Below are 19,826 nucleotides of genomic sequence, written 5' to 3'. Positions count from 1 at the left end.
CCCTTTTCGTGGCCCGCCGGGGAACGTGGGCCGCCTTTCGTCTGACAGGAATCTCCGTGACCTCTACCCCACCCCGCCCCCTGCTGGTCGTCCGTCGCTCCGTTCGCGGAGGGCCGGCACATGGATGACTTCGTCCGCATCGTCGAGGTCGGCCCGCGCGACGGGCTGCAGAACGAAGCCCAGCCGGTGGCCACCGCCGACAAGATCGAACTGATCCGCCAGCTCTCGCTGACCGGGCTGCGCACCATCGAGGCGACCAGTTTCGTCAGCCCGCGCTGGGTGCCGCAACTGGCCGACGCCGCCGAGGTGTACACCGGCATCGAGCGCCGCCCGGGCATCGATTACCCGGTGCTGGTCCCCAACGAACAGGGCTATGACCGTGCACGCGCGGTGGGCGTGCAGGAAGTGGCGGTGTTCACGGCCGCCTCGGAAACCTTCAACCGTACCAACACCAATGCCGGCATCGACGAGTCGCTGGCCCGTTTCGCGCCGATCCTGGAGCGGGCCAAGGCCGACGGGGTCAAGGTGCGTGGCTACGTCTCCACCGTGCTTGGCTGCCCCTACCAGGGCGAGGTCGCGGTGAGCGGGGTGGTGCGCGTCGCGCGCGCGCTGTACGAGATGGGCTGTTACGAAATCTCGCTCGGCGACACCATCGGCGTCGGCACGCCGCGCAAAGCCCGCGCGATGCTCAAGGCGGTCGCCGGCGAACTGCCGATGGCCGCGCTGGCGGTGCACTTCCATGACACCTATGGCCAGGCCCTGGCCAACATCGATGCCTGCCTGGAAGAAGGCGTGCGCGTGGTCGATTCGGCGGTCTCCGGTGCGGGCGGCTGCCCGTATGCCAAGGGCGCCAGCGGCAACGTCGCCAGCGAAGACGTGGTCTACATGCTGCATGGCATCGGCATGCGCACCGGCATCGATCTGCCGGCGCTGGCCGCCACCGGGCGCTGGCTGGCCGCACGGCTGGGGCGCGAGACCGGCAGCAAGACCGGCAGGGCGCTGGCGGCGACATGAAAAGCGGCGGCCCGCGCAAGGACGCTGCGGTAGGTGATCATCTCACCGCCCACGTCCACGCGCTGGCCGCCCTGCAACGCGCCCTGGCACAGTCGCCGGGCGATCTGCGCGGCCTGCTGGAAGAAGTGCAGCAGGCCCTGCAGGAGGCCATGGACGAGCGCCAGCTGGCGCTGCGTCGCTATGCCGCGCTGTTCGATGCGGTCCCGGACCCGGTCAGCATCCTCAGCGAACGCGGCGTGGTACTGGACCTCAACAAGGCTGGCGTGCGCGCCTATGGCCGTCCCCGCGAGGAAATCGTCGGGCAACCGATCGAGCTGCTGAACCCGGACCTGCCGGGCGACCACCTCGATCCGGTCTGGGAGGCGCTGCACCGGGGCGAGACCTATGTCATCGAGGTCACCAACATGCGCGGCGATGGCAGCCGCTTCCCGGTGGAGGTGCATTCGGCCGGCTTCGAGCACCAGGGCGAGCACTGCATCGTGGCGGTGGCGCGCGACCTGAGCAGCCGCTGGCAGGCCGAATCGCGCTACCGGCTGCTGATGGAATCCATCGACAAGGGCGTGATCCTGTTCGATCGCCAGTTGCGGGTGGTCTCGGCCAACCCGGCCGCGCATCGCATTCTGGGTACCGCCGGCAATGGCGGCAGCCTGCAGGCGATGCTCGCCCCGGAAGACTGGATCAGCGTGGACGAGCACGGCCACCCGCTCACCCGCGAGCAATGGCCGGCCAGCGTCTCGCTGCACAGCGGGCGCATCGTGCGCAGCACCATCGTCGGGCTGTACCACCGCCCGCGCGGCCGGATGATCTGGATCTCCACCACCAACGTGCCGGTGTACGGCAACGGGCGCGATGCGCCGGACCATGTGTTCGGCCTGTTCAGCGACATCACCGAACTCAAACGCAACAACACGCTGTTCGACCGCGCGCAGTCGCTGGCGCACATCGGCGGCTGGGAGTGGGACCGCGGCCTGCAGCGGCTGTACCTGACCGACGAGGCGACCCGCATCCTCGGCCAGGAGCTGCCGATGCGCGACATGGCCGAGCTGCTGGAATGCCTGCGCGTGGACGACCGCGCGCAGCTGCAGCAGGCGCTGCTGGAAGTGGTCGACCGCCAGGTTTCGTTCGAACTGGAGCTGCAGGGCCAGCGCAGCGACGGGCATTCGTTCTGGGTGCGGATGATCGGCGAGGCCGAGGCCGGGGATGTCGATGCCGCGCGCATCGCCGGCACCGTGCAGGACATCACCGCGCGCAAGCAGGCCGAGGAGACGCTGCGGATCCAGGCGCGCACCGATCCGCTCACCGGGATCATGAATCGCGATGCGGTGCTCAACGACCTGGCCATGCGCATGGCCAACCCGACCCACTGCCGGGTCGCGGTGCTGTACATCGACCTGGACCGCTTCAAGACCGTCAACGACCTGCTGGGCCACAACGCCGGTGACGAACTGCTGATCGATGCCACCCGCCGCATCGCCACCGCGATCGGCACCGAAGGCCTGCTGGCCCGGTTCGGCGGCGATGAGTTCCTGGTGATCTGCGATACCCGCGACCAGGCCGATCAACCCGAGCGGCTGGCCACTGCGATCACGCGCGCCTTCAGCACACCGTTCCGCTTCGGTGCCGACGAATTCCCGGTGACCACCAGCATCGGCATCGCGCGCGCGCCGCAGGATGGGCTGCGCCCGCAGCAGCTGATCCAGAACGCGGACATCGCCATGTACGACTGCAAGCGGCGCACCCGCAACGGCTGGCAGGTGTTCTCGCCCGAGCTGGCGCAGCGCCAGCATGACCGCCTGCAGATCGAGAGCCGGCTGCACCGGGCGCTGGACGATGACGAGTTCCATCTGGTCTACCAGCCGCAGGTCAACCTGCACAGCGGCCAGCTGATCGCCGCCGAAGCGCTGATCCGCTGGCGCAATACCCAGCTCGGCGAGCTGCGCCCGGACATCTTCATCGGCCATGCCGAGAGCACCGGTGACATCGTCCGGATCGGCCTGTGGGTGCTGCGCGAAGCCTGCAGGCAGGTCCGCCAGTGGCAGGATGACGGGCTGGGCATCGTGCGGGTGGCGGTCAATGTGTCCTACCGGCAGTTCGTGGGCGAGGACCTGGCCCGGCATGTCCGCGCGGTGCTGGACGAGTTCCATCTGCCCGGCAGCGCGCTGGAACTGGAATTCACCGAACGGGTGCTGATCGAAGATGCCCCGGACACGCTGCGCACCTTCGCGCAGCTGCGCGAGATGGGCGTGCTGCTGACCATCGACGACTTCGGCGAGGGCTACAGCGCGCTGAACTATCTGCGCCGGCTGCCGATCCATGGCCTCAAGCTGAGCCAGCTGTTCGTCGAGGGGGTGCCGGCCAACCGCTCGGATGTGGCGGTGTGCGAGGCGGTCTGCGGGATCGCCCGCAGCCTCGGGCTGGGCCTGGTGGCCGAAGGCATCGAATCGGAGGCCCAGCGCCAGTTCCTGACCTCTTTGGGGGTCTCGGTCGGCCAGGGCTTCCTGTTCGCGCCCGGGCTGGCGCCGGACGAGTTCGCGCGGCGCCTGGCGCTGCGCGCCCGGGTCGCGGTGGGCAGTGCACAACGGTGATGGCGGCCGCTTCCGCTAGAATCAGCGGTTCTTGAACCAGCGGGATCGTGCAATGCAGCTGTCTTCTGTCCGCGCCGTCATCACCGGCGGTGTCTCCGGCCTTGGTCTGTCCGTGGCCCAGCACCTGGTCGCCAACGGCGCCAAGGTGGCCTTGTTCGATCTCAATGACGACAAGGGTGCGGCCGCCGTGGCCGCGCTTGGCGAAGCCAACGCGCGCTACTACAGCACCAATGTCAGCGACGAGGCCGCCGTGGCCACGCAGATCGATGCCGCCTGCGACTTCCTGGGCGGGCTGAACACCGCGATCAACTGTGCCGGCATCCTGGGCGCCGGGCGCGTGCTGGGCAAGGAGGCGCCGATGCCGCTGGCCAACTTCCAGGGCACGGTGATGGTCAACCTGGTCGGCAGCTTCAACGTCGCCAAGGCGGCCGCCAACCGCATGCAGCACAACACCCCGGGCGACGACGGCGAGCGCGGCGTGATCATCAACACCGCCAGCGTGGCCGCCTATGAAGGCCAGATCGGCCAGGCCGCCTATGCCGCCTCCAAGGGCGGCGTGGTCAGCATGACCCTGCCGATGGCACGCGAGCTGTCGCGCTTCGGCATCCGCGTGATGACCATCGCCCCGGGCATTTTCTGGACCCCGATGGTCGATGGCATGCCGCCGGCGGTGCAGGAATCTCTGGCCGCCTCCATCCCGTTCCCGCCGCGCCTGGGCAAGCCGGAAGACTTTGCCGGGCTGGTCGCCTACATCCTGGGCAACACCTATCTCAACGGCGAGACCATCCGCCTTGACGGCGCCGTGCGTCTGGCGCCGAAGTAAGCGAGCACGCAACCCGCAGGGTGCCCGGTTCCGGCACCCGCCACCTCCACGAACCGACCTTCATTCCCATGAAAGCCAGCGACATCAAGAAAGGCAACGTCGTCGAATTCAACAACGGCGTCTACCAGATCCGCGACATCGAACGCAGCTCCCCGCAGGGCCGCGGCGGCAATGTCCGCTTCCGTTTCATCATGTACAGCGTGCCGGGCGGCAACAAGCTCGATTCCAGCTTCGACGCCGACGACAACCTGCCGGAAGTCGAACTGCTGCGGCGCCAGGCGACCTACTCGTACATGGACGGCGATGCCTTCGTCTTCCTGGATGACGAGGACTACACCCCGTACATGGTCGATGCCGATGTGCTCGGCGATGACGCCGGCTACATCACCGACGGCCTGACCGGCATCTACGTGCAGGTGATCGACGAGACCCCGGTGGGCGTGCAGCTGCCGACCAGCGTGGTGCTGGAAGTGGTCGAGACCCCGCCGGAACTCAAGGGTGGCACGGCCACCAAGCGCCCGAAGCCGGCCAAGCTCAACACCGGCATCGAAATCATGGTGCCGGAGTACATCGCCAACGGCGAACGCGTGCTGGTCAACACCACCACCGGTGAATTCGCCGGCCGTGCCGACTAAGCGCGCCGCACCGACCGTCCTGCTCCTGCTGCTCGCGGCGTGTTCGCCGCGGGCAGTGGAGAGCGAGACGCTGGCGCCCGTGCCTTCGGCGACAGGCACAGCGCCAATGGGGAACACCGCTGATGCGCGCTGCGAAGTGCCTGCAGAGATCTTCGTGGCCGAGGACATCCGCATGTACTGCGCGATGCCGGGCGACGTGCAGGCGTTTCTGACGCGCGAAAGCGCCTGCCAGCACTTCGCTGGCGAAGAAGCCTACGACGAGGACCGCGCCCGCGAACTGGCGTATGCGATCCACGAAACCTGCGACGACCGGGCTGCGCTGTTCAATCAGCTGCTGCAGCGCCACGCCGACAACTGCCTGGTGCACACCGAGCTGATGCTGCTGGGCACGCGTAACGAGCTCGCGCTGGATGCGGACAGCCGGGCGCAACCCAACCCCTGCCCACGCGGCTTGTGACCCTGCACCGGACGCGCAGGTGCGCAATCCGGTGCGTTCCCTTCGATCAGGGCTTGGCAGCCAACGACGGCGCACCGGCGAAATCGCCGCAGCCGTGGTACTGGCGCGCGCCGACGGTAAGCATGGCCGTGGCACCGAAGGCCTGGCCACTCATGTTGTCCTGGCACACGGTGCGCTGGAAGGTGAGCTTCACCGGGGTGCCGTCAGCGGCGGTACCGGACCAGCCATCACGGCCCTGGGTGGGGCTGGCGATCTCGAGCTTGCGCTCGCCGTAATCCATCTCGATGTGCAGCGCCGGGGTGGCCCCCGCGCCGACCTGGGCCAGCCAACCGGGCTCATTGCCGGTCGCGCGGAACCCGGCGGCGGCATCGGCGCCGGCTTCGGTATCGGCCTTGGCGGCCGCATTGGCCGGCGGCGCTTCGCCGCCCTGCTCGCCGGTACCGGTGCAGGTGCGATCGGGCTCGCCCTTGAGGATCAGGATCCCGTCAGTGGTGCCCTTGGTCCAGAATTCGTTGCCCTGCCCGTCTCCGTATTTCGCGCCGGAGGCGGCCGGCTGCGAGGACATGGCAAACGTGCGATCGGCAACCACCACCGTGGCCGAATCCTGGCCGCGATACGTGGCATGCACTTCCAGCTCGCCACAGCGGAACGCGTAACTGCGCTCATCGGTGGTGGAGGCATCCATCGGTGGGGGCGCTTCGCTGCCATCGGCGGCAGGGCGGCTCTCGGTGGCCGGTTGGCAGGCGGCGAGTGCGCCGGTAATGGCCAGGCTCAACAGCCAGGGAGATGCGCGCATGAGGAAACTCCTTGCGATAACGTCAACAACACTTGATCGTACCTGCCGCGCCGTGAGAGCGGGTGAAGCGAGGCTGACCCCGGCGGCAGGCCTGAACACGCGGTTCAGTGCGCACGCGGCGCGGCCGGCAGCACGCACAGCGAAAGCAGATGCACGCCGGGTGCGCCCGTGCAGCGCGCCCAGACCCGCAGCAGCCGCATCGCATGCAGCTGCCGACCGTGCTCGCCGTCGAGATGGAGGCGCATCTCGCCGGTGACCAGCACCATGGCGCCGCAGGCGAGCTGCTCGGTCTGCTGCCGCTCGATGGCAACGATGCGGATGCGCCGCGCATTCCAGCCCGCCAGCAACGCCGAGGCATCCTGCCGCCGGCCATCGTGGTCGGTCAGGAACAGCGCTGGCGAGAGCAGTGCGTTCACCTGCTGCGGCTGCCACTGGATAAGCGCGTCCCACAGTCGCGCCTCGGCCGCCTCCACGTGCGCCGGTTGCAGTATCGCGCTCATGGGCGCACCGGACATCGTCGTCGCGGCCCGCTGGCGTGCACGCCCAGCGTCTGGATTGCCGCCACCAGGGCGGCATGCGTCTTCCTGCTCTTCATCTGCACAGCTGCCGGAACACCGGCCGAAATCACGATGGCGGCAGTCTGCGCGGCCTCGGTGGGGTTTCGATGGAGGAAGTGTGGAGATACGATGGAGCCCAAGCACCTTCCGGCTTTGCCCTGCATGCCCGCCTCCGATCTACCCGGCGCCCCGACCGCGCGCTGGGATCATTCGCTCAATGCCCTGGTCCTGATCGTCGAGGACGAACCCGAGATCGCCGACATCGTCGCGGCCTACCTGGCCCGCGAAGGGCTGCGCACACTGCGCGCGCAGGACGGCCTCACTGCCCTTTCCCTGCACCGCAGCGCACGCCCGGACCTGGTCCTGCTCGACGTGCAGATGCCGGGCATGGATGGCTGGACCGTGCTCAACACACTGCGCCAGCGCGGCGACACGCCGGTGATCATGTTGACCGCGCTGGACCAGGACCTGGACAAGCTCACCGCGCTGCGGATGGGCGCGGACGATTACGTGGTCAAGCCGTTCAACCCGGCCGAGGTGGCCGCGCGGGTGCGCGCGGTACTGCGGCGCACCTTGAACGCCGCGCGCCAGAGTGCGCCGGAGATCCTGCGCGTGGGCAACCTGGTGATCGATCCGGAGCACCACACGGTGCATGTCGAAGGCGACGGCTACAGCCACGAGCTGCTGCTGACCCTGACCGAATTCAAGCTGCTGCACTGCATGGCGCTGGCACCGATGCGCATTTTCAGCCGCAGCGAACTCATGCATGAGTGCCTGCCGGAAAGCGAAGCGCTGGAGCGCACCGTGGACAGCCACGTCAGCAAGCTGCGCCGCAAACTTGACGATGTCGGCCTGGCGAACGTGCCGGCCAGCGTGCGCGGCGTCGGGTACCGGCTGGCGGCGGACCACTGATGCGCCGCTCGGGCCTGAGCCGGCACATCGTGGTCTCGATGTCGATGATGGTGCTGGCGGTCATCGTGATGGTGATCCTCAGCTCCTACCTGCTCTATGCGGTGCTGGTGGCGTTTTACCCCGGCGGCGTGGACGAACCGGTCAGCTGGGTGCCCAGTGGCCCGGAACTGGTCTGGATGGTGGGCGTGACCCTGATCGGGTTGACGCTGGCGGTCGCCGCATCCGTACGCCTGTCCCAGCGCATCCTGACCCCGCTCAACGCGGTGGTGGACAGCATCGGGCGGCTGGCCGATGGCGACCTGGGTGCACGCGCGGCAGTGAGTGACCGCTCGCTGGGCGAAGTGGCGCTGCTGGTGGACGACTTCAACGCCATGGCGCGCCGGCTGCAGAACATCGAGGCCGACCGGGTGATGTGGCACGCGGCGATCGCGCATGAACTGCGCACGCCGGTCACCATCCTGCGCGGCCGCCTGCAGGGCCTGGCCGAAGGCGTATTCGCCCCGGACCAAGGCCAGTTCCGCAGCCTGCTGGCGCAGGTGGAGGGGCTGTCGCGGCTGATCGAAGACCTGCGTGTGCTCAGCCTGGCCGACAGCGCCCGCCTGGACGTGCGCCGCGCCCGCAACGATGTGGTACAGGAAGTGCACACGGTGATGACCCTGGTGGATCCGGGTTTCCGCAGCAGCGGCTTCGTGCTGGAACTGGAGACCTCACGCGAGGAGCATCCCGCACATTGCGACCCGACCCGCGTGCGGCAGGCATTGATGGCACTGCTGGAGAATGCACGCCGCTATGCGACGCCGGGCCGGGTGCGCATCGCGGTGCACGACACCGCTACCCATGTGCAGATCGCCATCGATGAGGAAGGCCCCGGCATCGATGCGGCGCTGCGCGAGCAGATCTTCGATCCCTTCCTGCGCGGCGATGGTTCGCGCTCGCGTCAGCGCGGCGGCAGCGGGCTGGGCTTGGCGGTGGTCAAGGCGATCGCCGATGCGCATGGCGGCCAGGTCGCCTGCAGCGCCAGTACTCTGGGCGGCGCACGTTTCGTCATCGAGCTGCCGCGGCAGTAGCAGCGTCCTGGAGGGCCAGCTCGCGCAACCGCGTGCCGAGCCGGGCCAGATTGCGGTCGATCGTGGCCAGTTCGCGTTGCTGTGCGGCCGGCAGGCGCTGCTTCAACTGCGCCTGCAGCGCCTTCCAGGCCGGGACGCCCTGGGCGCTCAGCTGCGCCGCCGCCGCCGCAGCCTGCACGCGCTCCCCGGCCAATGGCAGCCCGTAGCCGCCACGGCTCACCAAGGCGGCCGGACTGACCAGCTGGCCGGTGTCCTCGAGCAACGCGCGCAGCGTGTCGCGCGCCGCGGCATCGCCAGGGCGCGGATGGCCGAGCAGCCGTTTCAGGGCATCGCGCGCGCGCAGCTCCTCACGGTGCAGCGCCGCCTGCTCCAGCAGCAGCAAGGCGGAGGTGGCGCGCAGGTCGCCCTGCTCCACCCAGCGTGACCGGGCGCTGGCAGGCTGCCGCAACCAGTCGCCTACCGTTGCCGTGCCCAGCGGCAGCTGCCGCCGGGCGACATCGAACAGCTGCTGGTAATGGTCTGCGGCCGAAGCGAAGTAGTAACCCTGGCGCGTCGCCTGCGCGCGATCGGCCAGCACGCTGGCATCAGCCACGCCCTGGCGCTCCAGCCGGGTCAGCAATCCGCGCGGGGTGATCCGGTTCAACCCGGGCGACGCGAGGCGTGGCACGCCTTCCTGCAGCAGCTTCCCGGTCTCCACCGCGCAGTTGTTGCTGACGAACAGATACCGGCCGTCATAGCTCCAGTGCACCTGCGCGACACGTTCGAGCAGGCCGGCGATGTCCTGGTCATCCAGCGCCAGCGGCACCGAAGACAGGCCGCGCAGCTCGAGCTGCGTGTACTCGTTGATGACCTGGTTGAGCGGCAGCACGAACAAGCGCGAGGGATAGGAACCGGTCAGCCCGCGCCAGCTGGATATCTGCACATCGCCAACGAAGGCGCGGTAGGACAGCACGCGGTGATGGGACAGGTCCATCCGGCACGCCGGCCCGCGCGGCCGGCCCGGTGCGCAGATCACCAGCCGCAGCATGCTGTGGCCCCAGCGGCTCATCAGCTGCTCGTTGCCTTCGGCAAGCAGGTAGTCGACGGCGTAGATCCGGGCCGGGTCCAGTTCCAGCAGGCTCGCCGCGCCCGCGTCTTCCTCGGCCTGCATCAACGGCAGGCGGCTGTCGCAGGCCACGGTTTGGCCGATCGGCCCGAGATGCTCGGCGAACCACGCGGCCACCGCCGGCCGACGGCAGGCGTAATCGGGATCGAGCAGCAGGTGCTCGGCATTCACCGCCAGGAATTCCGCGGGGCGTGCGCGCTCATAGTCGTCGGGGCTGCGCCCGCTGAAGGCATTGGCCGTACGGCCAAGTTTCCAAGGTCGCCGCTGCCACCCGGCCAGATCGCGCAGCCGCGCATCGCGCGACCAACCGCCCTGCGGCGAACGGTCCAGTACGTGGGTCAGTTCATGGATCAGCGCGGCCTCGAGCGGGCGCGGCAGCGGTTGATCGTCTTTCACGGTGTCGAGCAAGGCGCGCTGCAGGGTAATCGCCCCGTTGCGGGCGCGGCCATGCACGTGCGCGGGGAGCGTGTCCGACCAGCGCACCTGCACCGGGTGCTGGAACCGTGCCTGCCACTGCGGCGGCAAGCGGCCGCGCACCTGCTGCAGGGTACGCTCGGCCGCGACGATCTGCGCCGGATCCAGTCCCTGCGGCTGCAGCTCCAACATGAGTGCCGCGTGCGCCCATGGCGCGGCAAGCCATGCGACCAGGACCGCCCAGCGCCAGCGGCGGACCTGACCGGACGGGTGCATCAGCGGGCCAGCAGCGTCCTGGCCAATGCCATGTCACTGGCCTGCTGCTGCGCGACACTCTGCTCGCGCAGGTGCAGCAGCGCAGCTTCCAGGCGTGCACCGCGGATGGCGCCATCGCTGGCCACGAAGGCAGCAGCGTCGTCGCGGGCGTCGATCACGATCTTGTCGTCGCCGGAGCTGGACGAACCGGCCGACGACGCGCCGGAGGCGGAACCGGCGGAGCTGCCGGCAAAACTGGAGGCCATCGCCGACAACGGCAGGGCGAGCACGGCAAGGAGCAGGATCGGACGCATCATCGGGGTGTCGTTCGCGGTGGAAAACACAGAGCGTATAGGCTGCGTGAAATCCTGTCTTGCCTCAGAGGTCGAAAACCTTGCCCGGATTCAGCAGCGCTTGGGGATCAAACGCGCGTTTGACCGCCTTCATCAGCGCGATTTCCGGCGCACTGCGCGTGCTGTCCAGATAGCCCTTCTTGACCAGGCCGATGCCGTGCTCGGCCGAGATGCTGCCATCGAAACGGCTCAGCACACCGGCGAGCAGTTTGGTGACGTGCTCGCACTGGGTCAGGAACTCCGTATCGGCGGTATCGTCAGGCTTGAGCACATTGATGTGCAGGTTGCCGTCGCCGATGTGCCCGAACCAGACCACCTCGAACTGCGGGTACGCCTGCCCGATCAGCGCCTGGGTTTCGGCAAGGAAGGCCGGCATGGCCGAGATGCGCACCGAGACATCGTTCTTGTAGGGCTTGTAGCGCGCCACCGCCTCGGTGATGCCCTCGCGCAGGCGCCACAGCTGCGCGGCCTGCGCATCGCTCTGGCTGACCACGCCATCGCTGACCCAGCCGTGCTCCATGCAGTCTTCGAATGCCGCCATGGCCGCCGCTTCCTGGGCCTCATCGCCGGCCGCGAACTCGGTGACCACGTAATACGGGTAGACCTCGGCGAACGGTGCCTGCGCCCCATGCGCCAGCACATGCTCGAGCGCGCGGTCGGTGAAGAACTCGAACGCCTGCAGCTGCAGCCGCTCGCGGAACGCGGCGAACACCTGCATCAGCACCTCGAACGAGGGCAGCGCCAGCAGCATCACGTTGCTGGCCGGCGGCGGATCGGTGAGCTTCAGGGTGGCTTCGACGATCACGCCGAGCGTGCCTTCCGAGCCGATCAGCAGCTGACGGAAATCGTAGCCGCTGGAATTCTTGATCAGGCCCTTGTTGAGCTCGACCAGCTCACCGGCCATGGTCACCACCTTCAGCCCGGCGATCCACTCGCGCGTGTTGCCATAGCGGATCACCCGGATGCCGCCGGCATTGGTGGCGATGTTGCCACCGATCGAGCAGGAACCGCGCGCAGCGAAATCCACCGGGTAGATCAGCCCGTGTTCGAGCGCGGCGTTGTGCACCGCCTCCAGCGCCATGCCGGCCTGCACGGTCAAGGTGCGGTCGACCGCATCGAAGGCCAGCGGCTTGTTCATGCGCTCCAGGCTGAGCACCAGCTCGCCGTGCGCCGCCACCGCGCCACCGGACAGGCCGGTACGGCCGCCGGAAGGCACCACGGCCACGTGTTGGGCGCTCGCCCAGCGCAGGATCGCCTGCACCTCATCGACCGTTCCCGGCAGTGCGATCGCCAGCGGTGCCGGCACCCAGCGCCGGGTCCAGTCTCGGCCGTAGTGCTCCAGATCGGCCGGGTCGGTCTTCAGGCGCAGCCCGGGGCAGTCGTGCAGGAGCGAATCAAGGCGCGGATCGGTCATGGGGCGTCTGGCGGTGCCGGGGGAGCCCGCAAGCCTGCCAGCCACCACGGGCCGCGTCCAGTAGCGGAGCCCCGGGCGCCGCAGCCTGTGGCGATCCCCAGGGCGCACACCGGAAATAGGTGCATCTGAAACCGTTTTGCCACCGATTGGCGCACCGCACCATCGCCGCCCGCTTCTGGCATAGTTGAGGGCTCCCGCCGCCACACGTCGCACGCCGCCCATGTCGCCGAAAAAGACCTCGTTCCCGAAGCAGGATATCCGCGTACTGTTGCTCGAGGGGGTCAGCCAGACCGCGATCGACGTCTTCACCGCGGCCGGCTATTCGCAGATCGAACTGCACAGCAAGGCGCTGCCCGAAGACGAGCTCAAGGCACGCATCGCCGAGGCCCACATCGTCGGCATCCGCTCGCGCACGCAGCTCAGCGCGGACGTCCTGGCACATGCCAAGCGCCTGATGGCGGTCGGCTGCTTCTGCATCGGCACCAACCAGGTGGACCTGGAGGCGGCGGAACTGGCCGGCATCCCGGTGTTCAACGCGCCCTACTCCAACACCCGCAGCGTGGCCGAGCTGGTGATCGCCGAGGCGATCATGCTCACCCGTGGCATCCCGCAGAAGAACGCCGAATGCCATCGCGGCGGCTGGTCCAAGTCGGCCGCCGGCAGCCATGAGGTGCGCGGCAAGACGCTGGGCATCATCGGCTACGGCCATATCGGCACGCAGGTCGGCGTGATGGCCGAAGCGATGGGCATGCAGGTGATCTTCCATGATGTCGAAACCAAGCTGTCGCTGGGCAATGCCCGGGCGGCGATCAGCCTGGACGACCTGCTGGCACGTGCGGACATCGTCACCGTGCATGTACCCGAGACCCCGGCCACCCAGTGGATGATCGGCCCCGATGAACTGGCCCGGATGCGCCCCGGCGCGCACCTGATCAATGCCGCGCGCGGCACCGTGGTCGACATCGACGCGCTGGATGCGGCGCTGCGTTCAGGCCACCTCGGCGGCGCGGCGGTGGACGTGTTCCCGGTCGAGCCCAAGGGCAACGGCGATGCCTTCGTCTCGCCGCTGACCGCGCACGACAACGTGATCCTGACCCCCCACGTAGGCGGCAGCACGCTGGAAGCGCAGGACAACATCGGCGTGGAAGTGGCGGCCAAACTGGTGCGCTACAGCGACAACGGCAGCACCCTGTCGGCGGTCAACTTCCCGGAAGTGACCCTGCCCGAGCATGCCGAGAGCCTGCGCCTGCTGCACATCCACCAGAACGTGCCGGGCGTGCTCTCCAAGGTCAACGAGATCTTCTCGCGCCACAACGTCAACATCGACGGCCAGTTCCTGCGCACCGACCCCAAGGTCGGCTACGTGGTGATCGACATCACCGCCAGCGAAGCCCAGGCCGGCGCGGTGCGCGAGGAGCTGGCGGCCATCCCGGGCACCCTGCGCACCCGCGTTCTTTATTGACGGGCCAGCCAGCGCTTGGCCATGCGCGGCAGCGAATCATCCCCATCGGGGGTCTCGATCGCCGCGTTGGCCACGTCACGGATCTCACGCCAGGCCAGCGCCAGTGATTCTTCGCTGATCGCGAACTGCTCGCTGCCCAGCGCCCGCACCACGTAGCGGGCGTCGTAGTGCCAGTGCCCCGGCACGTCCTTGCGTTCCGGGATCCAGTGCTTGTCGATGTCGAATAGTTCGCCATCCTCCAGCACCAGCGCGGTCAGCCCGGATTCCTCCTCGGTCTCCTTCAGCGCCACCTGGGCCAGATCGCGCTCGCCATCGGCGTGGCCGCCCAGTTGCAGCCAGCGGTCCAGCTTGCGGTGGTGGGTCAGCAGGACCCGCTGCCCGTCGGCGCTGACCAGCCAGGCGCTGCCGGTGAAGTGGCCGGCCAGCCGCTCACGCAGGAAGGGATTCAGGGGATCGTCCAGGAGTGTGCTGAATTCGTCAGCCAGTGCGGCTTGATCCGGGTGGCGGCGGGCGTAGGCATCAAGCTGACTGCGCAGTGCAGCGTCAGGAATGGCAACGGATTCGGGGTTCAGCGACATGGCAGGAGCAGGCATCGTGCGGATTTGGCCGATTATCGCTCGGCCATGCTGCATTTGTGCTTGTACAGCGGCTTCAGCTTTGGCTAAGGTACAGCGGGCCCCGCACCGCTGGGGCGCCCAGTCGCCATCAGGGCGTGCGGCAATGTACCGCGCGCCTCACCTTTGTTCTTTTAGGGAAGCACTGCATGCTGAAGTCTCTGTTGAGGGTCAAACCGGTCGCACCGGCACCGCACGTCGATGCTGGCGAGCCCATCGAAGGCAGCCTGGATGGCGAGCCCACACTGAAACGGACCCTCACAGCGAAACACCTCATCCTGCTTGGCATCGGTGCGGTGATCGGTGCGGGCATCTTCGTCATGACCGGCCAGGCCGCGGCCTTCCATGCCGGCCCTGCCGTCACCCTGTCATTCATCGCAGCAGGCCTGGCCTGTGCTCTTGCCGGCCTGTGCTACGCGGAGTTCGCGGCCATGATGCCCGTCTCGGGCAGCGCGTACTCTTACTCATACGCGACCCTGGGCGAAGGCATGGCCTGGTTCATCGGCTGGTGCCTGGTACTGGAGTACCTGTTCGCCTCGGCATCCGTTGCGGTGGCTTGGTCGGCGTATCTGATCAGCTTCATCACCACCACCCTGCATCTGCCCTTCCCGGACGCGCTGGCATCGGCGCCGGTGGCGTGGGAAGCAGGACAGTTCGTGTCCTCTGGGAAGCTGTTCAACCTCCCCGCCGTTCTGATCGTGGCGGCCGTCACCGGCCTGCTCTACGTCGGCATCACCCAGTCGACCTTCATCAACGCCATCATCGTCGCGATCAAGGTCGCGGTGATCTGCATGTTCATTGGCGTCGGCGTGGCGTACATCGATCCCGCCAACTGGACTCCGTTCGTTCCAGATAACACGGGCACGTTCGGCGAGTTCGGCTGGAGCGGCGTCCTTCGCGCGGGCTCCATCGTGTTCTTCGCGTTCATCGGGTTCGATGCGGTGTCCACCGCCGCCGGTGAAACCAAGGATCCACAGCGCAACATGCCGATCGGCCTGCTGGGTTCGCTGGCCATCTGCACCATCATCTACGTGATCGTGTGCCTGGTGCTGACCGGTCTGGTGCCCTACACCCAGCTCGGTACTGCCAAGCCGGTAGTGACCGCGCTGGAAGCCCACCCCCAGCTGTCGTGGCTGAAGACCTTCGTCGAAGTCGGCGCCATCGCCGGCCTGTCCTCGGTGGTGCTGGTGATGATGATGGGGCAGACCCGCATCGCCTACACGATCTCGCGCGACGGTCTGCTGCCAAGGCTGTTCGGCAAGGTGCACGCACGGTTCAAGACCCCGTACGTGGCCACCATCATTGTGGGCGTCATCGCAGCGGCGCTGGCTGGCCTGATGCCCCTCAATGTCCTCGGTGAACTCGTGTCGATGGGCACGCTGCTCGCGTTCGCCACTGTCTGCGTGGGCGTGCTGATCCTGCGCTACACGCGCCCGGAACTGCAGCGACCGTTCCGCGTCCCGGCCGTGTGGCTGATCTGCCCCCTGGGCGCGCTGGCATGCCTGACGCTGTTCGGCATGGCATTCCGTGAGCATTGGCATCTGTTTGTTGGCTGGACCTTGCTGGGGACACTGATCTACTTCGGCTACGGCATCCGCCACAGCAAGCTGAACAAGAAGTCCGCCTGAGTGCTACCGGGCCGGCCCAGTGCCGGCCCGGTCGTTTGTTACATCGCGCCTGAGAAGAAATCCAAACCATGTTCAAGCAACTGTGGGCCACCAAGCATCCGCACGCCGCCCATGAAGACGCCAATGGCCTGAGCCTGCGCCGTACCCTCGGCCCGTGGGGCCTGACCGCGCTGGGCATCGGCGCGGTGATCGGCGGCGGCATCTTCGTGATCACCGGCCAGGCCGCAGCCAACCATGCCGGCCCGGCGATCATGCTGTCGTTCGTGCTGGCCGCGATCTGCTGCGCGTTCTGCGCGATGGCCTATGCCGAATTCGCGGCGATGGTGCCGGTCTCCGGCAGCGCCTACACCTATACCTATGCCACGTTCGGCGAGCTCTCGGCCTGGTTCATCGGCTGGATGCTGGTGCTGGAATATGGCGTCTCCGCCTCGGCGGTGGCGGTCAGCTGGACCGGCTATTTCCTGAGCCTGCTCAGCCATTTCGATATCCATCTACCCGCCGCGCTGGTCAGCGCGCCGCTGGATGGCCAGCTGCGCCCGACCGGCGCGATCGCCAACATCCCGGCCGCCGTGCTGGTGCTGCTGCTGACCTGGCTGTGCTACGTGGGCATCAGCAAGTCCTCGGCCATGAACATGGCCATGGTGGTGCTCAAGACCGCGCTGATCCTGCTGGTGATCGTGGTGGGCTGGAAGTATGTGGATCCGGCGAACTGGACCCCGTTCATTCCGGACAACGAAGGCCCGGGCAAGTACGGCTTCGACGGCGTGCTGCGCGGTGCCGCGATGGTCTTCTTCGCCTATATCGGTTTCGAGGCGGTGTCCGTAGCCGCGCAGGAATCGCACAAGCCGCAGCGCGACATGCCGATCGGCATGCTGCTCTCGCTGGTGATCTGCACCGTGCTGTACATCGCCATGGCCGCGGTAATGACCGGGCTGGTGCCGTACCAGCTGCTGGGTACCGATGAGCCGGTGGTGACCGCGGTGGCCGCGCATCCGCAGCTGGGCTGGTTGCGCGTGGTCGTGGAGATCGGCGCGCTGATCGGGCTGTCCTCGGTGGTGCTGGTGATGGTGATCGCGCAGCCGCGCATCTTCATGATCATGGGCCGCGACGGGCTGCTGCCGCCGCTGTTCACCAAGATCCACCCCACGTACCGCACGCCGCACATCAACACCGTGATCACCGGCATCGGCATCGCGCTGCTCGCGGCGGTGTTCCCGCTGGACGTTCTGGGCGAGCTGACCTCGATGGGCACGCTGATCGCGTTCGCGGCGGTCTGCGCCGGCGTGCTGATCCTGCGCCGCACCCAGCCGGACCTGCCGCGTCCGTTCCGGATGCCGATGGCGTGGCTGATCTGCAGTCTGGGCGTGCTGAGCTGCATCGCGCTGCTGACCGCGATGACGGCCCACAACTGGATGCTGATGGGCTTCTGGACGCTGGGCGGTTTCGCGATCTACTTCGGTTATGGGTATCGCCATAGCCGGCTGCGCGGGAATTAAGGATCACGCCTAAGCCAACGGCCGAAGCACCGGCCGAAGCGTCAGCTCTCCTGTTTCGGTCGGTTTGGCGGGTGGCATGGGTTCGCGGGGGGACGCCGCAAGCCCCACCCCGTCCGGCCCAGTCGACAAACCTGCTTTTAGCGTTTGACCTAGCTAAAATGACCGGCATGAGCACCCCCACCTTCCCGTACGACACCGCGCGCCTGAGCGAGCTGGCCCAGCTGCTGATCGACAACGTCCGCGAGCTGGCCCACGCCGGGTGGACCCCGGCCACCAGCAGCAACTTCTCCCACCGCCTGGATGACCGCCATGCCGCGATCACCGTGTCCGGCAAGGACAAGGGCCGGCTGGTGGAGGACGACATCATGGTGGTCGATTTCGACGGCAAGGCCGTCGGCCGGCCGCTGCGGCCGTCTGCCGAGACGTTGCTGCACACCCAGCTGTATCGCCGCTTCCCGGAGATCGGCTGCGTACTGCACACCCATTCGCCGGTGCAGACCATCGCCTCGCGGCTGTATGCGCCGCAGGGCCATATCCGCCTGGAAGGCTACGAGCTGCTCAAGGCCTTCCACGGCAACAGCACCCACGAGATGGCGGTCGATGTGCCGGTGTTCGCCAACACCCAGGACATGGATGTGCTCTCGGCCCAGGTCGATGCCCTGCTCGACACCCAGCCGCTGTGGGGCTACTTGATCGATGGCCACGGCCTGTATGCCTGGGGCCGCACCATGGCCGAGGCACGCCGCCATATGGAAGCCTTCGAATTCCTGCTCCACTGTGAGCTGGAGCTGCGCAAGCTGCGCGGCTGATCGCGCTCAGATTCCTGAAGAGAATCTGTATTCCGCGCATCGGCATCAGTGCGTCGCCCCCACCCCGGCGCCGCACTGGTACCCTTTCCTTTCCCTCTTCGCCTCGATGCCGCCGCCATGAGCCGACTCCGCATATTTGATGACACCGCCCCGGATGTCCCGCTGTTCGACAGCCGGGATGGCGAGGCGATCGCTGCCGAACTGACCCCGATCGGCGTGACGTTCGAGCGCTGGCAGGCGGCCCATGAGGTCGCGCCCGGCGCCAGCCAGGACGAGGTGTTCGCCGCCTACAAGGTCGACATCGACCGGCTGGTCGCCAAGCACGGTTTCAAGAGTGTGGATGTCGCCTCGATCGCGCCGGACAACCCGAACCGCGCCGAGCTGCGCAAGAAGTTCCTGGACGAGCACTTCCACAAGGAAGATGAAGTCCGCTTCTTCGTCGCCGGCTCGGGGCTGTTCACCCTGCACGTGGATGGCAAGGTCTACGAGATCGAGTGCGTGAAGAACGATCTGATCGCCGTGCCCGATGGCATCACGCACTGGTTCGACATGGGCGAGGAGCCGAGCTTCGTGGCGATCCGCTTCTTTACCGAGCCGGATGGCTGGGTCGGCCATTTCACCGGCAGCGACATCGCCCAGACCTTCCCGCGTTACCACCCCGCACAGCACCAGGCCGACTGATCCATGCCGCATCCGACCGTCATCCTCACCGATATCGAGGGCACCACCAGCAGCATTTCGTTCGTCAAGAACGTGCTGTTCCCGTATGCGCGCAAGGCGCTGCCGGCGTTCGTCGCCGCGCATGGCCAGGAGCCGCAGGTGCGCCGCTGGCTGGATGCGGTGGCGGTCGAGATCGGCGGCGCCTGCCAGGACAGCCTGATCGTGGAGACGCTGCAGGGCTGGATCGACCAGGACCGCAAGCACACCGCGCTCAAGGCGCTGCAGGGCATGATCTGGGAAGCCGGCTACCGCAACGGCGACTACAAGGCGCACTTCTATCCCGAAGTGGCCGCCGTGCTGAAGGGCTGGCATGCCGAGGGCAAGCCGCTGTACGTGTATTCCTCCGGCTCGGTGCCGTCGCAGAAGCTGTTCTTCGGCTTCAGCGAGGCCGGTGACCTGACCGGGCTGGTCTCGGGCTGGTTCGACACCGAGGTTGGCGGCAAGCGTGAGGCGGACAGCTACCGCCACATCGTCGAGGTGATCGGCGTGCCGGCCGGGCAGATCCTGTTCCTGTCCGACGTGGTCGAAGAGCTGGATGCCGCGCGCGACGCGGGCCTGCAGACCCGTCTGCTGGATCGCCTGGACGACTATCCGCTGCCGCGCAGCGGTGAGGCCACCCACGGCCACGACCGCGTCGAGAATTTCCAGCAGATCAGGCTGTAAGACCCCTCATCGGTAGCCACGCCATGCGTGGCTGGGTTTGGCGCGAT

19 protein-coding genes are annotated in these 19,826 nt (G+C 67.6%); 13 read left to right on the top strand and 6 right to left on the bottom strand.

Features of this window, described 5'->3' with window-relative positions; all coding sequences use genetic code 11:
* The first annotated feature begins 120 nt into the window (after positions 1 to 120).
* From OC373_RS08835 to OC373_RS08815, 5 genes are all read left to right on the top strand, one after another.
* A complete protein-coding gene (locus OC373_RS08835) occupies positions 121 to 1,014 on the top strand; it encodes a hydroxymethylglutaryl-CoA lyase (protein WP_261997514.1) in 894 nt (297 codons plus the stop codon).
* Positions 1,011 to 3,599, top strand: coding sequence for an EAL domain-containing protein (locus OC373_RS08830; RefSeq protein ID WP_019182970.1), 2,589 nt, complete (start codon positions 1,011 to 1,013; stop codon positions 3,597 to 3,599). The genes OC373_RS08835 and OC373_RS08830 overlap by 4 nt, the downstream gene beginning before the upstream one ends.
* 52 nt (positions 3,600 to 3,651) lie before the next feature.
* Positions 3,652 to 4,422 carry an SDR family NAD(P)-dependent oxidoreductase gene (locus tag OC373_RS08825; RefSeq protein ID WP_261997513.1) on the top strand — a complete coding sequence of 257 codons (771 nt, stop codon included), beginning with the start codon at positions 3,652 to 3,654 and terminating at the stop codon, positions 4,420 to 4,422.
* Positions 4,423 to 4,490: 68 nt separating this feature from the next.
* Positions 4,491 to 5,057 (top strand): elongation factor P-like protein YeiP, encoded by a 567-nt coding sequence (gene yeiP, locus OC373_RS08820; protein ID WP_019182972.1) that lies wholly within the window; start codon positions 4,491 to 4,493, stop codon positions 5,055 to 5,057.
* A gap of 106 nt (positions 5,058 to 5,163) precedes the next feature.
* Positions 5,164 to 5,514 carry a hypothetical protein gene (locus OC373_RS08815; RefSeq protein WP_019182973.1) on the top strand — a complete coding sequence of 117 codons (351 nt, stop codon included), beginning with the start codon at positions 5,164 to 5,166 and terminating at the stop codon, positions 5,512 to 5,514.
* A 46-nt stretch (positions 5,515 to 5,560) separates the two neighbouring features.
* Here OC373_RS08815 and OC373_RS08810 read toward each other — a convergent pair whose 3' ends face one another.
* Positions 5,561 to 6,310: an MliC family protein gene (locus tag OC373_RS08810; RefSeq protein ID WP_019182974.1), complete on the bottom strand. Its 750-nt coding sequence runs from the start codon at positions 6,308 to 6,310 to the stop codon at positions 5,561 to 5,563.
* Between the two features lie 104 nt (positions 6,311 to 6,414).
* The gene (locus tag OC373_RS08805) at positions 6,415 to 6,810 is read right to left on the bottom strand and encodes a nuclear transport factor 2 family protein (RefSeq protein ID WP_261997512.1); all 396 of its coding nucleotides are present in this window, start codon (positions 6,808 to 6,810) and stop codon (positions 6,415 to 6,417) included.
* A gap of 219 nt (positions 6,811 to 7,029) precedes the next feature.
* On the opposite strand from OC373_RS08805, the gene OC373_RS08800 reads away from it, so the two are divergent.
* Positions 7,030 to 7,779: a response regulator gene (locus tag OC373_RS08800; RefSeq protein WP_261997511.1), complete on the top strand. Its 750-nt coding sequence runs from the start codon at positions 7,030 to 7,032 to the stop codon at positions 7,777 to 7,779.
* Positions 7,779 to 8,846 (top strand): ATP-binding protein, encoded by a 1,068-nt coding sequence (locus OC373_RS08795; RefSeq protein ID WP_261997510.1) that lies wholly within the window; start codon positions 7,779 to 7,781, stop codon positions 8,844 to 8,846. The genes OC373_RS08800 and OC373_RS08795 overlap by 1 nt, the downstream gene beginning before the upstream one ends.
* Here OC373_RS08795 and OC373_RS08790 read toward each other — a convergent pair.
* From OC373_RS08790 to OC373_RS08780, 3 genes are all read right to left on the bottom strand, one after another.
* Entirely contained in the window at positions 8,824 to 10,641 is a 1,818-nt protein-coding gene (locus OC373_RS08790) for a DUF4105 domain-containing protein (RefSeq protein ID WP_261997509.1), read from the bottom strand. The two genes, OC373_RS08795 and OC373_RS08790, sit on opposite strands and share 23 nt — an antisense overlap.
* Positions 10,641 to 10,937, bottom strand: coding sequence for a DUF2388 domain-containing protein (locus tag OC373_RS08785; protein WP_046273482.1), 297 nt, complete (start codon positions 10,935 to 10,937; stop codon positions 10,641 to 10,643). Before OC373_RS08785 ends, OC373_RS08790 begins: the two co-directional genes overlap by 1 nt.
* A gap of 61 nt (positions 10,938 to 10,998) precedes the next feature.
* The gene (locus tag OC373_RS08780; RefSeq protein ID WP_261997508.1) at positions 10,999 to 12,387 is read right to left on the bottom strand and encodes an FAD-binding oxidoreductase; all 1,389 of its coding nucleotides are present in this window, start codon (positions 12,385 to 12,387) and stop codon (positions 10,999 to 11,001) included.
* Positions 12,388 to 12,607: 220 nt separating this feature from the next.
* Here OC373_RS08780 and serA point away from each other — a divergent pair, with 220 nt between their 5' ends.
* Complete coding sequence (gene serA, locus OC373_RS08775; protein ID WP_261997507.1) at positions 12,608 to 13,849, top strand: phosphoglycerate dehydrogenase; 1,242 nt, start codon at positions 12,608 to 12,610, stop codon at positions 13,847 to 13,849.
* On the opposite strand, the gene OC373_RS08770 is transcribed toward serA, so the two are convergent.
* The gene (locus OC373_RS08770) at positions 13,843 to 14,427 is read right to left on the bottom strand and encodes an NUDIX hydrolase (RefSeq protein WP_261997506.1); all 585 of its coding nucleotides are present in this window, start codon (positions 14,425 to 14,427) and stop codon (positions 13,843 to 13,845) included. The two genes, serA and OC373_RS08770, sit on opposite strands and share 7 nt — an antisense overlap.
* A 185-nt stretch (positions 14,428 to 14,612) precedes the next feature.
* Here OC373_RS08770 and OC373_RS08765 point away from each other — a divergent pair, with 185 nt between their 5' ends.
* The 5 genes from OC373_RS08765 to mtnC all read left to right on the top strand — a co-directional run bounded on the left by OC373_RS08765 (position 14,613) and on the right by mtnC (position 19,779).
* The gene (locus tag OC373_RS08765) at positions 14,613 to 16,091 is read left to right on the top strand and encodes an amino acid permease (RefSeq protein ID WP_261997505.1); all 1,479 of its coding nucleotides are present in this window, start codon (positions 14,613 to 14,615) and stop codon (positions 16,089 to 16,091) included.
* 68 nt (positions 16,092 to 16,159) lie between these two features.
* Positions 16,160 to 17,587: an amino acid permease gene (locus OC373_RS08760; RefSeq protein ID WP_070427279.1), complete on the top strand. Its 1,428-nt coding sequence runs from the start codon at positions 16,160 to 16,162 to the stop codon at positions 17,585 to 17,587.
* A gap of 167 nt (positions 17,588 to 17,754) precedes the next feature.
* Entirely contained in the window at positions 17,755 to 18,396 is a 642-nt protein-coding gene (locus OC373_RS08755) for a methylthioribulose 1-phosphate dehydratase (protein WP_026069746.1), read from the top strand.
* Between the two features lie 117 nt (positions 18,397 to 18,513).
* The gene (locus tag OC373_RS08750) at positions 18,514 to 19,077 is read left to right on the top strand and encodes an acireductone dioxygenase (protein WP_019182986.1); all 564 of its coding nucleotides are present in this window, start codon (positions 18,514 to 18,516) and stop codon (positions 19,075 to 19,077) included.
* 3 nt (positions 19,078 to 19,080) lie between these two features.
* On the top strand, positions 19,081 to 19,779 hold the full coding sequence (gene mtnC / locus OC373_RS08745) for an acireductone synthase (protein WP_261997504.1): 699 nt from the start codon (positions 19,081 to 19,083) through the stop codon (positions 19,777 to 19,779).
* The last annotated feature ends 47 nt before the right edge of the window (positions 19,780 to 19,826 follow it).

The sequence above is a fragment of the Stenotrophomonas sp. Ste96 genome (genome assembly GCF_024519495.1).
Lineage (GTDB): Bacteria > Pseudomonadota > Gammaproteobacteria > Xanthomonadales > Xanthomonadaceae > Stenotrophomonas > Stenotrophomonas bentonitica_A.
Note: the sequence above shows the minus strand (reverse complement) of the source record. Positions and strands in the feature narration are given on the sequence as shown.